The following is a 14946-nucleotide window of genomic DNA, read 5'->3' as shown; positions in this document are numbered from 1 at the left end:
GAAAAGGGATATGCCAATCCAGGAGGGCGCATTTTGAGTTGGAGCGAGGCAGGGGCTGATCTTCCTTTTGTGCGAATCCCGATTTCACGCTACGAAGTGCGCATAGCGGGAAATCACATCACTGTCCGTATCTTATCGAAGTTGCAGGCCACCAGCTAAGCTCATCAATCGTTGGGATGGGGTTGGAAGCCGCTTACGAACAGCCTAGCAGCTTGTTCCACGACAATGCGTTCGTCATCGATGTACTCCGCCAAAATGGGCGATACCCGACGATCCACTATCAGATGCGCAAGCCCGTGGCTGAGCCCAAGAAGGGACGTAGTGGCCTGCCTTGAATCCACGTGCTTTATATCAAAATCTCTAATCATCTCCGTAACTCGTGTCGCCAGAGCCTCGAAAGCCTCCGTGGATGCGATTACTAATTCCGGATACTCATCTTTGCGTTGCACAGCCGTACCGTACATCAAACGAAACAGCTCGGGTTTTTCACGGGCAAACCGCACGTAGCCTGCGCAAATCCCGCGAACCCTCCTTTCCAGCGACTGATGCTCAATCGAAACGATCTTCAAAACATTTCCCGACCGGCGGAAACCTTCGGTTGCCAGTGCCGCCAAGAGCCCGTTTTTGTCACCAAAGTGATGGTAGGGCGCCGTTTGGGAAACGCCGAGTTGGCGGGCCAAAAGCCGCTGGCTCAAGTCTGCCGCACCGTATTCCTCCAGCAGCTCTAGACCGCCTTCAATCAATGCCTCTCTCAGGTTTCCATGATGATAGGACGGCTTACGCTCCCGATTAAGGCTGGGTTCGACGGCTGGGGAGTCGGCTGAATTTGTCATTTAGTCACCTGTTTGAATCCCTCAATTCTGATTCGGGCTCCTTCGAAACGCAACAAATCTCATCGTGCGGCCTATCTTGACAGTGAACAAATTGAGTGGTCTTATCAGTGTCAAGATTGCTCCGAGGTGAGCAACCTCTCAACCGCAGCTCCTTCAATTAGGTATGAGCGATGACGACTTATCAAAATATCGTGTATGAAAAAATCGGCCCTGTAGCACGTCTGTGGCACAACCGACCTGAGATGCGAAATGCAGAAAACACTCAGCTCCTTGAGGAGTTGAACAGCGCCATGACCGAAGCCGGAGCTGACGATGACGTCCGTGTAATCGTGCTCGCGGGGAAGGGGGGCCACTTTTCAGCAGGCCACGATCTAAAAGAAGGGCGTGCCCTTCGTGCCAATTTTGGCGTTGAAGAGCGCTGGGCATATGAAGAGCAGTATTACTTTAACTATTGCTTGAACATCTTGAACTGTCACAAGCCGACCATCGCTCAGGTGGATGGTGCCTGCATCGCCGGCGGCTTCATGGTCGCGAATATGTGTGATCTGATGGTGGCTTCTGAAGATGCATTTTTTGCAGATCCAGTCGTCCACACGATGGCGGTTTCAGCGGTGGAAGTACTCATTCACCCATGGGTGCTGGGTTCGAGGAAGGCCAAGGAGATGCTGTTCACTGGACAGCGTATGACCGCAGCCGATGCTTTAGCGGCTGGAATGGTGAACCGTGTCGTTCCAGTGGCAGAACTGGATGATGCAGTCCTGGAATTGGCGAATCAGGTAGCTCAAGCACCGGCGTTTGCTCTGAAAGTACTTAAAAAGTCTATTAATCGCACTTTTGACATTATGGGTCGAGAGCAGGCGCTCCGTGCGCATTTTGATTCTCATATGCTCACCCACTTCAGCGATGAAGCTCGGGAATATAAGGCCAGTGGGAAGACTCACTCTATTCGACGAGATGCGAATGGTCGTCCTATCAATGTATGAGGCATAGTCCCATGAGTAACAAGTCTTGGATCAAATATTATCCTCAGGGTGCATTAGAACCCTTGGATGTAGCCAATAAAAAATTGACCGAGCTGCTGGACGATGCATCTAAGAACTATGGTGACAGAGTCGCCCTGACATCTCCAACAAGTAGTTGGACTTTTGGGCGTTTGGAAACTGAGGCCAAGCTGCTGGCAACAGTGTTCGAAAAGGCAGGAATCTCCGAAGGTCACCGGGTCGCGATCTACATGCCTAATATGCCTGAGTACGTGGCGGCCCTGTTTGCTACGTGGATGGTTGGCGGCACTGTTGTTCAAGTGAATGCTGCATATGTTGCAGCAGAGGTCACTCGCATTTTGGCTCACTCAGGGGCGTCGTTGCTGGTGACGACTTCAGAGCAGATGGAAAAATTTGAGGGTAGCGCCTCGCACTTAGCATTCGACATTTGTTTACTTGGCGAAGGGGCTACGCCCGAGGTCGTGTCGAAGAACAGAAACTCTCCCGCATGCCATGATTTCCCGGACGCGTCTTCCGATATTGCAGTTTTACAATACACCGGTGGGACGACCGGCTTACCTAAGGCTGTAATGCTTACCCATGAGAACATCCTATCGAATATTGAGCAGCGTTTACGTTTAACATTCAAGGCTTGTACCGTACCGGTGGGCGCAAAGGTAGTAAATACACTCCCAATGTGCCATGTGTTTGGGCTCACATGCGTAACGCTGATGAGCGTTGCGATGGGGATGACGCAGCTGATAGTTCCTCGATTTCATGCGCGTACCGTTTTGGAGTTAATTAGAGATACGAAACCGTTTGCTTTCTTTGGCGTGCCGACAATGTACACGGCATTTCTTCGCGAAGAAGATCTTGAAAGTTTTGGTCTCGATCAAGTCACTATTTTCAACTCTTCCGGGGCACAAATGCCTCATGCCCACCTGACTCAGTTCGAGTCACGTGTGGGTTCAAAGGTTCTAGACGGCTTTGGTATGAGTGAGTCATCGCCGACAACGCATACAAATCCTCCCTTCTTACACCGGCGGATTGGTAGTGCAGGAATTCCCGTGCCTTTTACAGACGCCAGAATCGTGATCGTTGGTGATGATTTGGTTGATGTTCCACCAGGGCAAAGTGGTGAGCTTGCGATACAAGGGCCGCAAGTGATGAAGGGTTATTGGAACGAGGCGGGTCTTACTGCTCAAGTCCTAAAAGAGGGTTGGCTGCTTACAGGCGATATAGCGACCATCGATGAGGACGGTTACCTCTATGTAGTAGGACGGCTCAAAGAGGTCATTGTTGCAAGTGGATACAACGTCTATCCAGCTGAAATTGAGCGTGTAATTGGTCAAATCGAAGCGGTAGCGGAAGTCGCAGTTATAGGCGTTCCCGATGACTATCGGGGTGAAACGGTGAAAGCCGTGTTAGTGCCACGTCCAGGATCCAGCATTGATAAAGATCATGTAATAGCCCGTTGTCGTGCAGAACTAGCTCCATTCAAAGTGCCGACTATTCTGGAAGTGGTAGACGTGCTTCCGCGAACTGCCGTTGGGAAAACTGATAAACGACAGCTACTTTCGTCCCACCTTGCTGCTAAAGCGGAGATTGTTGTATGAACTTCAATGATTTCGATTTGAGCGGGGACTCCCGCACAGTGACCAGGCACAAAGTCGGTCATCTACTATTAATCGGACTTAACCGAGTAAACAAGCGCAACGCATTCGATGTCGATATGCGAGAGCAGCTTGCGCTTGCCTATGGCGAGATGGAGCGTGATGAGGACATCCGCTGTGGTGTGCTTTTTGCCCACGGTGAACATTTTACAGGCGGGCTTGATCTAGCACAGGTTAGTGACGCGTTGCAGGGTGGCAACGGTGGAATACCCGAAGGTGGTGTTGACTGGCGGGGGTTTTTCACCGCTCCACGAACCAAACCGGTGGTATGCGCACTACAAGGCTGGTGTCTGACCTTAGGTATTGAAATTGCGTTGGCCACAGATGTGCGAGTGGCATCGGCCGACACGAAGTTTTCCCAGATGGAGGTTTCGCGCGGTATCTATCCATTTGGTGGGGCAACCATCCGATTCCCGCGAGAAGTGGGCTGGGGTAATGCTATGCGATGGATTTTAACGGGCGATACGTTCGATGTGCAGGAAGCACTAAGAATTGGCCTGGTACAAGAAGTTGTTCCGATGGGAGGTCAGCTGCAGCGTGCAGTCGAAATTGCTCAGTCCATATCAGCCCAGGCGCCTCTTGGCGTACAAACCGCTCTGAAATCTGCTACGCGTGCGATGCGCGAAGGCGAAATCATCGCGTCGCAGCAGTTAGTGCCAGATTTGGTCGCTTTGCTCGGTTCAGAAGATGCAGCTGAAGGGCGCAAATCTTTTGTAGAGCGCCGACCGGCTAAATTCTTGGGATATTAACGTTAAAAACTCCCATTGACTTAGAGTTGCGTCAATTTATCAGCATTTTAAAACCAATAAATTGCATATGAATTGAGCGCTACAAAGCACTGAGTTTGAGCATTGAGTCTAGCCCGTGCATTTAAGCGGGCTTGGCTTAAGCTATTAGTAAAGATGCTAGGGACGCTTCATTACGTTTATTGGTTATTCACACTACGATCTACAAAAATAAAAATAGGAGGCGCGTACCATGACAATTAACATAGAGTCACGACCTGATTCAGCGGCCTTATCTCGGGATGAAAGTTTGAAATATCGCGCATGGTCAGTCACTGCAATGGTTGTGATGTTTGCCACCATCAACTGGGCAGACAAAGCTATCATAGGAATAGTCGCCCGCGCGTTGCAGGAGGATTTGGGGCTTACAGCATCCCAGATCGGGTATACAGGCAGTGCTTTTTTCTTTTTATTTAGCATTAGCGGGGCCGCTGTCGGCTTTTTAGGAGATAGGTTTCAAGTCCGTTGGATTTTGCTAACGCTGGCATTGATTTGGGGAATGATTCAATTTCCAATTCTTGTTTCTGGTACTTTTGGGGTTCTGTTGTTTTCCCGTATTTTACTCGGTGCCGCAGAAGGGCCAGCGACGGCGATGGCGAACACTGCTGTTTTTCAATGGTTCCCACCAGCAAAACGTAGTTTTCCATCTGCTCTAGTAACCTCTGGCTCATCGCTTGCCAAGATTTTGGTAGCGCCAATTCTTGCACTGATATTAGCTGCTTGGGGGTGGCGCGCGTGCTTCATCGTCATGGGGGGGGTAAGTTTCATGTGGTGCTTGCTCTGGCTGTTTATAGCCAAAGAGGGGCCCTACGCTCGCCATGATACCAATAGGTCAGGTGTCGCTCTCAACGAAAAAAGTATTGAGACTGAAACTGTCGCTCGTTTGCCACTGAGCAAAATTCTCCTGATCCCCTCATTTCTAGGCGCACTATTCGGTACTTTCACAGTGTATGCGGTTGTGGCTGCCTCGATCACCTGGATACCTTCCTATTTAGAAGTGGGCTTAGGTTTTTCTAGATTGCAATCGGGCTTAATGTTCGGCCTTCCCAGCATTGCCTCTCTTATCATGATGTTCGGCTCAACTTTCATCGCCGACCGTTTGTCCAGTCGTAACTACACTGCCCGAATGACGCGCGCACTCACCACTGCGGGTTTTTTGATCGTCGGGGGCTTAACGTTTGTTTGCCTACCATCTATAGAAACACCATATGTAGTCGTAGGTGTGTTGGTCTTTGGCTATGGTTGTGCGAGCGTTGCACTTCCGATGATGAACGCTGTGATTTCTCAAATAACCCCTGTGAAACAATTGGCTAGCACGCTGGGTGTCTTTTTGGCTTTGCAGAATATTTCTGGCCTTATCGCTCCCTCGCTTGTCGGTGTATTGGTCGATCGCGCTGATTTGCCTTTGGCCGGTTATTCTTTTGCGTATCAAATCTTTGGTGTTGCGCTCCTGATCGGAGGGCTTGTAGTGGGTATTTTTGTTAACCCTGAGCGAGATGCTGCCCGACTACAACATCTTATTAAGCACGCCGATTAAAAGAGCAAATCTGTTTAGACCATAACATTTTTGTTCGGTCACCCCCAATGGCGTGAGCCGATTAGGCATCACTTTTACTGGAGTACTCCGATGTCAAATTATGCTGCCCCCTTAAATGATTACAACTTTCTGCTGAACAGCGTTCTAGATTACTCTGGGCAAGTGCAGGCTCTTCCAGGCTACGAGGATTTTACTCCGGAGTTGATCGAGGCAATAATTCTAGAGAGTGCACGCGTTGCTCAAAACGAGCTTGCTCCTCTCAATCGTAGTGGTGATGAGGAGGGCTGTCATTGGGATAACGGTCTAGTCAGTACGCCAAAAGGATTCAAGGAGGCGTTCAAGCTTTATCGAGAGGGTGGTTGGACTGGCCTGGTAGCTTCGCATGAATATGGTGGTCAAGGATTACCACATGTTATTGGACTGGTTATTCGGGAGATAACCAGTGCAGCCAATAGCTCGTTCGGTACTTATGCTGGTTTAACCCAAGGCGCCTACAAGGCTATTTCGGCTCACGGCTCGTTAGAACTGAAGCAGCGTTTTCTTCCACGTCTTGTAGACGGTAGTTGGACTGGAACGATGTGCCTCACTGAACCTCATTGTGGATCCGATTTAGGTTTACTTAGAACTCGCGCCGAAGCCGATGGCATCGGTGGTTATAAGATTTCCGGCACTAAAATTTTCGTCACTGGTGGCGAACATGATCTGTCGGAAAACATTATCCATCTCGTGCTCGCTCGGTTACCCGATGCACCTCCTGGCATTAAAGGCATCTCGCTGTTTGCCGTCCCGAAACTATTGCAGGCGGAAGACGGCAGTTGGTCGTTGCGAAATTCTATCGTGTGCACCGGGATTGAGCACAAAATGGGTTTGCGTGCCTCCGCGACGGCGAGTTTAGCTTTTGAGGGGGCCACGGCTTGGTTGATCGGCCAGCCGCATCGTGGCATGAAAGCCATGTTCACGATGATGAACTCCTCACGCTTGGGTGTTGCAGTCCAGGCTGTAAGCTTGGCGGAGGCGGCATGCCAGAAGGCTACCGAATACGCCACTGAAAGGCTGCAGGGGCGCAGTCCAGGACAAGCAGCTGGTGGTGAACCGGTTGCAATCATCAACCATCCCGACGTAAGACGAAATCTTTTGACGGGCAAGTGTTTCATCGAAGGTGCACGTGCCCTTTGGATGTGGGCAGGGATGCATCTGGATCGAAGCCAACAGCATCCTGATCCTCATGTCAGGGCTGAATGTGATGATCTCCTTGCGCTGTTGACGCCTGTGCTCAAAGCTTTTTTCAGTGATCAATCATTTGAGGCGACTAACGCAGCAGTTCAAGTATTTGGCGGCCATGGATACATCAGAGAAACAGGCGTAGAGCAATTCGTGAGAGATGGAAGAATCATTTCGCTGTACGAGGGTACAAACGGAATTCAGGGCCTCGACTTGATTGATCGAAAAATTACGATGAACGATGGCAAGACCGTTCAGGGTTTTTTTGCGCTTGTCGATGAGGAAATAAAAGCCTTGTCGGCTACTCGTTCAGAAGCCTCTGAGTCACTTGCCAAGGCCATGACGTGCTTGCGACGCGCCACTGATTATGTCACCTCCAATGCTCAGGCAGACGTAAATTTGAGTGGTGCAGCAAGTCATCATTATTTGCAGCTGTTCGGATTGATTGCGATGGGATTTGCCTGGTCTAAGGTAATTCGTGCATCTTCAAAGATAGTTAGTGATAAGGATGACCGCTTTGCTCAAGCTAAGTTAAAGACCGGCAACTTCTTCTTTCAGCAGGTGTTTCCTAAGTCTGATTATCATTACGGAGCGATCTACACCGCGAGTCAAGCGACCATGGCGTTCGCTAATGAAGAGTTTTAGTGCGCTTGATTAAGAGTGTGGAATCTAAACACAATCGTGTTAGCCGCGATCTTTAGGCAGAGATGTAGTTTTAGGTAGTTCTGAGTTGTAGGCGCCGCCTACTCCCATCTTGTTGAATGGCAAGATGGGGGTACAGGTTCCTCATTCTTTAAGTAAATGTGACTGTCCCTTCAAAAACAATAATAGAGGCAGATTATGATCCGTAGCACTTTTGTATTCAAACTGGCTTTGTCCGGCAGCGTGGTGGCGTGTCTACCCGCACATGCAGATTTCCTTAACGACTCGAAAGCTTCACTTGATTTGCGTAATTTTTATATGAATCGAGACTTTCGCCAAGGCAGTGCCCCTCAGTCAAAAGCTGAGGAGTGGGCACAGGGTTTTCTGCTTCGTTATGAATCTGGGTTTACCCAGGGTTCTGTGGGGTTAGGCTTTGATGCTATAGGTCTCCTAGGTGTCAAACTTGATTCAAGCCCAGACCGATCGGGAACTGGACTACTCCAGCGCGATCGTGAATCACCTCGAAGAGCTGAAGACGAATACGGCGAAGCAGGTGTGACCGCTAAAGTACGTATCTCAAAGAGTGTGCTGAAATTGGGTACATTGACACCCAAGTTGCCACTACTTCAGGCAAACGACTCCAGATTGCTTCCACAGACGTTCGAGGGAGGCCAACTCAATTCGCAAGAGCTTGCTGGTCTAACATTCGACGCAGGTAGACTTGAGAAGGTTAATCAGAGGGACTCCTCAGATAACGAGGACATCAGTGTCTCGACAGTGGGTGTGAAGAATATCCACCCTCGCCAACCTAAAAGTAATCATTTCGATTTCGCAAATTTTAGCTATAAGTGGAATGATAGACTAACCGTTGGTTATGGCTATGGAGATTTAAATGACGTATATAAGCAACACGTTTTTACGCTCAATCATTTGCTTCCGTTCGGCGCCAAAAGCGCGTTGAAAAGCGATATTCGTTTTAGTCGTTCGACTGAAGTTAGCTCTAGTGGGGTTGATAACAACGCGTTTGGCGCGATGTTCACTTACAGTTTGGACTCGCATGCATTTGGTGTTGGGTACCAGCGTATGAGTGGCGACAGCGGTTTTGCTTACATAAACGGTTCCGATGCCTTTTTGATTAATTTTGTGCAAATAAATGATTTTGGTAATGTCTCAGAGCGGTCTTGGCAAACCCGATATGACTACAATTTTGCGTCACTAGGCTTGCCGGGATTGACATTTATGACGCGCTATTTGACAGGTGATAACATTGGCCTAGGCGCTGGTCGGCCGGAGGGAAAGGAGTGGGAGCGTGATACAGACATCTCTTACGTGATACAAAGTGGCATGCTAAAAAATTTGGGCGTTAAGTTTCGCAATGCTACCGTCCGCTCTACAAATTTTGGCAACGACATTGACGAGAATCGTATGATTTTTACGTATTCGATTCCACTCTGAAGTCTAACATCTCGGGCATTCAGCGATAAAAAAGTAAGACACAAGTCTGGTGTTCTTGAAATCCATGGGGGGACGGGTTTGGGACTAAACTAACAGTGATGCGCCCTTGAACTACTTCAATTGAATGCGGCTCAAGGGCGCCTAAGAAGCAATTTAACGCAGCGCTTGCTCTACAAAGTCGAGTCGATCCTGACCGAAATAAAGCTGGTTTTCGATGAACATGCTCGGGGCTCCGAAAACGCCACGCTTAATGGCAATTTCAGTATTTTCCTTGAGCGTGGATTTAACAGCATCATCGTTGCTCAGTGCCAACACTTCGTCAGGATTGAAGCCATTTTCGCTCAGCACTGCCGCCACCGTGGCAGGGTCATTAAGGTTGCGGGCCTGAACCCAGAGCGCATTGAACAGGCAATCAATAAAGCCCAGAAAGCGACTCGGTTGGTGCATCTGCATACCGGTGACAGCTCGCATCAGCGTCAACGTATTGATCGGAAAATGCGGGTTGAATTTCAGCGGCACGCCGTAGCGCTGGGCGAAGCGGCTCAAATCTTGAATCATATAAGGAGCCTTGGCCGGGATCATCGCCGGTGACGCGTTGCCGGTAGCATTGAACACTGCACCCAACAGCATCGGGACAAAGATCAACTGACTGCCGGTATCAGCGCAGATTTTCGGCAGCTGTGTGTAAGCCAGGTAGGTGGTCGGACTGCCTAGGTCAAAATAGAACTCTACTGTTTTGCTCATGATTGCTCTCTGTATTTGGGAAGGTATTACCAGCGTTCATTCCATGGGCGCAGATCCAGTTCAAACGTCCAGGCGTCGCGTGGTTGAGCGTGCAGATACCAATAGCTTTCAGCGATATGGTTGGGGTCGAGAATGCCGTCCTGATCCTTGGTGGCATATTTTTCGGGGAAGTTGTTGCGGATGAAATCGGTATCAATGGCACCATCGACTACGACATGCGCTACATGGATGTTCAGCGGGCCCAGCTCCCGAGCCATGCTTTGAGCTAATGCGCGGATGCCGTGTTTTGCGCCGGCAAACGCTGCAAAACCTGATGAGCCGCGAAGGCCGGCAGTGGCGCCGGTGAATAGGATGGTTCCGCGCTGGCGGGTCACCATTCGTTTGGCCACCTCGCGGGCGTTGAGAAACCCAGAAAAACACGCCATTTCCCAAATTTTGAAATACTTGCGTGCGGTTTCCTCAAGGATGCTGCAAGGTACGTTGGCGCCGATGTTGAAGACAAATGCCTCGATCGGGCCAATACGAGTTTCGATGTCTTCGATCAGCGCGATGACGTCTTCCTCCTTGCGCGCATCGCAAGCGAAACCCTCTGCCTCACCTCCTTCACCCTGTATCGCCTCCACCAGCGACTGAAGTTTATCGGCGCTGCGTCGTGTGACGCATACGGCGAATCCCTCCCTAGCAAAACGCTTGGCTATAGCACCGCCTGTGGCGTCGCCTGCACCAACCACTAATACAACCTTCTTGTTATGCATGAGTGAATTCCTCTAGTGAACGTATCTGTTATCTAGGAGGTGCAGCCGTGTCAGGCTAGGTCTCGCAATTCACGGCGCAAAACCTTGCCGACCGGCGTGAGTGGTAAAGAGTCTCTGATGACGATGTGTTTGGGTACTTTGTAGCCAGTAAAATTGTCCCGGCAAAAGCTTTTAAGTTCTTCCACTGTAAGACTGGCGTCACTTGGAACAACAAAAAGTTTTACTGCCTCGCCTGATTTCTGATCAGAAATTCCTACAACCGCGCAGTTCGCCACTTTCGGGTGGCTCATTATTACTTCCTCTATCTCATTTGGGTATACGTTAAACCCAGACACAATGATCATGTCCTTCTTGCGGTCTACAATGTGAACAAAACCCTCAGTGTCTATCACCGCAATGTCACCGCTTTTTAACCAACCATCTGAATCTAGTACTTCACCAGTGGCTTCTGGACGTTGCCAATAGCCCAGCATTACCTGCGGCCCTTTTATGCAAAGCTCTCCACGAGATCCTAAAGGCTGCTCGACGCCGTTATCGTCAATAATTTTGAATGTGGTACTGGGCATTGGTAGGCCTACCGAGCCCAGTCGAGCACCTTTGCCATACAGATTCAAAGAGGCTACTGGAGCAGTTTCGGTAAGCCCGTAGCCCTCAATCACTGAACAACCTGTTGCCGACTTCCACCGGAGGGCGGTATCCATGACTAAAGCGCTTCCCGCCGAGTAGGTGATCTTGAGATGGGAGAAGTTCAAGCCCCTAAACTTGCTATCACTCAGCATGGCGACAAAGAGAGTATTCAACCCTAAAAACAGCGTAAAGCGCCATTTACGCATCTCTTTAATCAGTCCTCCAACATCGCGAGGATTGGTAATCAAAATGCTGTGTTGACCGTTTACCATCATGCACATACCGGCTGTGAATGCGTAGATGTGATAAAGGGGAAGGGGGGAGATCATGACCTCCTGGCCCTCTGTCATTACTGTCTTCCCGTCGTCTCCTTCCTGCTTAAGCCAAGCGCTCATTTGCAGCATGTTGGCGACGAGGTTGCGGTGAGTGAGCATTGCACCTTTGGCGACACCGGTAGTGCCACCGGTATACTGGATAATCGCGATGTCGTCTAAACCTACGTTTAGGGGAACTGGAGTTAGACCTTGCGTTTGAGTTAAAACGGATTTGAAGGAGACAGCTTGCGGAAGGTGATAAGTCGGCACCATTTTTTTGCCGTGCTTGAGTACCGTGTTTGTCAGCCAGCCTTTCCAGTTGGGAAGCAAATCGCCAACTTTTGCTTCAATCAAAAACTCAATCTGAGTATCACCGAGGACTTCCTCAACCCGATCTCCAAACATGTTGAGATAAACTAGGGCACGGGCTCCGGAATCTTTGAACTGATGCCGCATCTCCCGCGCGGTGTACAGAGGATTGGTGTTCACAACGATCAAACCTGCGCGCAATGCCCCAAATACTGCAATTGGGTATTGTAAAAGATTAGGCATTTGTATGGCGATACGATCGCCAGGCTCAAGATTTGTGTGTCGCTGAAGATAGGTTGCGAAAGCTGCTGCCAGACGATCAAGTTCCCCGAAAGTGAGCGTAACTCCCATGTTGCTAATCGCTGGTCGACTTTCGAACTGCCGGCAGGCACGCGAGATTACATCCAAAAGAGATTTGTAGACATTTGGGTCTATTTCGTTAGCAATTCCCAAAGGGCGTTTATTATTCCAAAAATCAGCCTGCATTGTTGTAACCTCGGCCCGTATCTATTGTTATTGTCCAAGCCTCACAATTTAGCTAGTTGAATTGTGAGGTAAGTGTGTTGGGCTGCTGCTTATCATTCACGCCCCGAGGCGTAATCACATATCGTGGGCAAAAAAAAGCGCAGGAGAGTGACGACGTCGTGGGCAGTCACTCCCCATCTGCCAAATTAAGCAGTCGCGCGAGAAAGAGTTTTATCGATCTTGAAAATATTAACTGGCACGTGTTTGTGGTACGGCGTTTTGGTGAAGGGGTCGCAGTGTGCTCCACTCGTTAAGATGTTGAGTTGAGGCCCGATCGGATCGCTATTTTTGAACCTCATGCCGTACCCATGGGGTAATGACACCATCCCTAACCTCACGCTGTCATCGATCTCCACTGTGACTTCAATCTGTCCTGTTGCAGACTTACAAATCACGCGCTCTCCATCGGCGATAGTCAATGTTTGAGCGTCGCTCGGGTGCATACGCATCGCTCCATCTTTGTCGACCTTACGCCAGTTGGGATCGCGAAAAATTTGGTTGGCGTTGTAACTGCGCCGCTCGCCAGCCATCAAAATGAATGGATAGTCTGTAAACGGTTGCGCCTCGGTTCTCAAATCTTTCAAGTCGGCAAGCATCTCATCGATGTGCAGATGGATGAGGCCGTCTTTATTTTTGATCAGAGTCCAGACATCCTTAAATTCATGTTTGCTAATGATAGTGCCGGAATGCCGACTCAGGATGGCTCTAAAAAGTGACGCCGCTAACGTGAAGCGGTTGCCCTCAAATCCGGCGCGAACGACCGCTTCGCGATACTTTGACGTGTACGCCAAGGCCAAGGGGAAGAAAATTGCTCCGGCGGCCGCGTCTTCGGGAAGTGCTTTACCCAATGAGCGGTAGAGAATCGACGCGCCATATCTCACCCAGGATTTCTTGCGAGATAGAGTTGCGGCAAACGAGGCCAAGAAAATTTGATGACCTGTGGCTTTGGGCTCCAACTTGGCAATCTGCTCAAGGATCGGGAAACGATCAGGAATCAAGCCCATCTTCACTAGAAGACGGGTGTAGATCTCCGGCTCTGGCAGTGATTCGCCATGGGGCGAGAAAAGCGGCTTGCGCAGCTGGAAAAAGTTTTCAGGGAACTCAAGGTTGAAGCCGGAAGCTTCCCACTTCTCAAACTGCGACGCCGCTGGCAATACGTAATGCGCTAATCGAGCGGTCTCGGTTAGCGCTATGTCGACCACAACCAAAAGATCGAGTTTGTTGAATGCCCGTTCGTATGCTGCGGTGTCGGCCGAGGTCATCAGTGGATTCGAGCTGTCGACCCATACTGCACGGATACCGCCGTGCTCAATTTCATCCGGCAAGATATTAGGTGGATACAATCCCGAAATCGGAATCATTTTGTGATGAGCTGTAAGCTTTAGTTTTTTACCATCGACAGTTTTGCGTTCGTCAGTATTACCGATCAGGGGGATCATATAAGTATGCAGATTGTTGCCACCCTTTCTACCGAAATTGCCTGTAACCAGATACAGCAACTTCTCCAGATAGGCATTTAGGGTGCAGTGCAGAGTCTGCTGGAGACCCAGATCAATCCGCACGCAAGCAGTATTGGCGGTGGCAAAACCTCGAGCTACACGATAAACATCTTCAAGTGGTACGTCGGCGCGACGCACGTATTCTTCGATCGGGAGCGTCAGTAGCTCTTTTTTTAACTCTTCAAAGCCTGTGCAGTATTTGGACACAAAATCGCGATCGTGCAGTCCTTCACGGACAATGATGGCCAAGATCGCGGAGAGGAGGAAGGCATCGGTGCCTGGGCGAAGTTGAAGGTGAATATCAGCCTGTTTGGCAGTCTCCGATTTACGAGGGTCTACCACTACCATGGTGCGGTTTGGGTCTTTCTTGATTGCTTTCAATGTGTCACGGGCGTTGGGGATGCCATGAGACTGAAAGGGGTTGCAGCCTATGAATAGCACGTAATCTGCGTGTTCAACATCCTCGGTGGTGTGGCAGGTCTGCTCGCCAAACAAGCGTCCGTTAACCCAGAAGTCCTGAGTTTTTTCTTGAGCTAAGGCGGAGTACACAAATCGGCTCCCCATAGCGCCTAACAGCTGTTGTCCATAGAGCACACCCAGGTGGTTGCCCTGACCCCCACCGCCAACAAGGGCAAAGGCGTCTCCGCCTGAGTCTTTTTTGACCGAATTTAGCTGCGCGGCGATCTCTGAAAGTGCCTGATCCCAGCTCACTTTAACGAAGCTTCCATCTGGCTGGCGTTTAAGTGGATGCGTTAGACGATCGTCGTGGTTCTGATAATGCTCCAGCCGAGCAGCTTTCTGACAGATGTAGCCTTTGGACATTGGGTGATCATCGTCGCCCTTTATCTTGACGAATTTTCCATCCTCGATGTCCACGGTTAACCCGCAAACACGTGAACAGAGAATGCAAGCGGTTTTCTCAGTGTGCATCCGAGATGACTCCTCAGGGCGATGATTTTTATTTATGGAACGATCGTTCGGCAAAAGACAATAATCCGGCGTTCCGGGTCATGTCAATCATCAAGCGCGGGTGAAAAAAATTTGATC

At 49.9% G+C, this 14946-nt stretch carries 11 protein-coding genes; 6 read left to right on the top strand and 5 right to left on the bottom strand.

Features of this window, described 5'->3' with window-relative positions; translation table 11 throughout:
* Positions 1–164 precede the first annotated feature (164 nt).
* The gene (locus tag ACA041_RS24085) at positions 165–833 is read right to left on the bottom strand and encodes a TetR/AcrR family transcriptional regulator (protein WP_497438025.1); all 669 of its coding nucleotides are present in this window, start codon (positions 831–833) and stop codon (positions 165–167) included.
* Between the two features lie 170 nt (positions 834–1003).
* On the opposite strand from ACA041_RS24085, the gene ACA041_RS24080 reads away from it, so the two are divergent.
* From ACA041_RS24080 to ACA041_RS24055, 6 genes are all read left to right on the top strand, one after another.
* Entirely contained in the window at positions 1004–1816 is an 813-nt protein-coding gene (locus tag ACA041_RS24080) for an enoyl-CoA hydratase (RefSeq protein ID WP_497438024.1), read from the top strand.
* Between the two features lie 11 nt (positions 1817–1827).
* Positions 1828–3429: an AMP-binding protein gene (locus ACA041_RS24075; RefSeq protein ID WP_497438023.1), complete on the top strand. Its 1602-nt coding sequence runs from the start codon at positions 1828–1830 to the stop codon at positions 3427–3429.
* Positions 3426–4235 carry a crotonase/enoyl-CoA hydratase family protein gene (locus ACA041_RS24070; RefSeq protein WP_497438022.1) on the top strand — a complete coding sequence of 270 codons (810 nt, stop codon included), beginning with the start codon at positions 3426–3428 and terminating at the stop codon, positions 4233–4235. The genes ACA041_RS24075 and ACA041_RS24070 overlap by 4 nt, the downstream gene beginning before the upstream one ends.
* Positions 4236–4464: 229 nt before the next feature.
* A complete protein-coding gene (locus ACA041_RS24065) occupies positions 4465–5808 on the top strand; it encodes an MFS transporter (RefSeq protein ID WP_497438021.1) in 1344 nt (447 codons plus the stop codon).
* Between the two features lie 90 nt (positions 5809–5898).
* Positions 5899–7674, top strand: coding sequence for an acyl-CoA dehydrogenase family protein (locus ACA041_RS24060; RefSeq protein ID WP_497438019.1), 1776 nt, complete (start codon positions 5899–5901; stop codon positions 7672–7674).
* Positions 7675–7869: 195 nt separating this feature from the next.
* Entirely contained in the window at positions 7870–9126 is a 1257-nt protein-coding gene (locus ACA041_RS24055) for an OprD family porin (protein WP_497438018.1), read from the top strand.
* Positions 9127–9279: 153 nt separating this feature from the next.
* Here ACA041_RS24055 and ACA041_RS24050 read toward each other — a convergent pair whose 3' ends face one another.
* The 4 genes from ACA041_RS24050 to ACA041_RS24035 form a co-directional block, all read right to left on the bottom strand.
* The gene (locus tag ACA041_RS24050) at positions 9280–9870 is read right to left on the bottom strand and encodes a 2-hydroxychromene-2-carboxylate isomerase (protein WP_497438017.1); all 591 of its coding nucleotides are present in this window, start codon (positions 9868–9870) and stop codon (positions 9280–9282) included.
* A gap of 26 nt (positions 9871–9896) precedes the next feature.
* Positions 9897–10625: an SDR family oxidoreductase gene (locus tag ACA041_RS24045; RefSeq protein ID WP_497438016.1), complete on the bottom strand. Its 729-nt coding sequence runs from the start codon at positions 10623–10625 to the stop codon at positions 9897–9899.
* Positions 10626–10675: 50 nt separating this feature from the next.
* On the bottom strand, positions 10676–12361 hold the full coding sequence (locus tag ACA041_RS24040; protein ID WP_497438015.1) for an AMP-binding protein: 1686 nt from the start codon (positions 12359–12361) through the stop codon (positions 10676–10678).
* Between the two features lie 185 nt (positions 12362–12546).
* A complete protein-coding gene (locus ACA041_RS24035) occupies positions 12547–14829 on the bottom strand; it encodes a molybdopterin-dependent oxidoreductase (RefSeq protein ID WP_497438014.1) in 2283 nt (760 codons plus the stop codon).
* Positions 14830–14946 lie beyond the last annotated feature (117 nt).

It is taken from the genome of Pseudomonas sp. LBUM1676 (assembly GCF_059695605.1).
Note: the sequence above shows the minus strand (reverse complement) of the source record. Positions and strands in the feature narration are given on the sequence as shown.

Bases quoted from the DNA above. Each gene is read 5' to 3' on its own strand.
- ACA041_RS24085 (WP_497438025.1), bottom strand. From the start codon at position 833: ATGACAAATTCAGCCGACTCCCCAGCCGTCGAACCCAGCCTTAATCGG.
- ACA041_RS24080 (WP_497438024.1), top strand. From the start codon at position 1,004: ATGACGACTTATCAAAATATCGTGTATGAAAAAATCGGCCCTGTAGCA.
- ACA041_RS24075 (WP_497438023.1), top strand. From the start codon at position 1,828: ATGAGTAACAAGTCTTGGATCAAATATTATCCTCAGGGTGCATTAGAA.
- ACA041_RS24070 (WP_497438022.1), top strand. From the start codon at position 3,426: ATGAACTTCAATGATTTCGATTTGAGCGGGGACTCCCGCACAGTGACC.
- ACA041_RS24065 (WP_497438021.1), top strand. From the start codon at position 4,465: ATGACAATTAACATAGAGTCACGACCTGATTCAGCGGCCTTATCTCGG.
- ACA041_RS24060 (WP_497438019.1), top strand. From the start codon at position 5,899: ATGTCAAATTATGCTGCCCCCTTAAATGATTACAACTTTCTGCTGAAC.
- ACA041_RS24055 (WP_497438018.1), top strand. From the start codon at position 7,870: ATGATCCGTAGCACTTTTGTATTCAAACTGGCTTTGTCCGGCAGCGTG.
- ACA041_RS24050 (WP_497438017.1), bottom strand. From the start codon at position 9,870: ATGAGCAAAACAGTAGAGTTCTATTTTGACCTAGGCAGTCCGACCACC.
- ACA041_RS24045 (WP_497438016.1), bottom strand. From the start codon at position 10,625: ATGCATAACAAGAAGGTTGTATTAGTGGTTGGTGCAGGCGACGCCACA.
- ACA041_RS24040 (WP_497438015.1), bottom strand. From the start codon at position 12,361: ATGCAGGCTGATTTTTGGAATAATAAACGCCCTTTGGGAATTGCTAAC.
- ACA041_RS24035 (WP_497438014.1), bottom strand. From the start codon at position 14,829: ATGCACACTGAGAAAACCGCTTGCATTCTCTGTTCACGTGTTTGCGGG.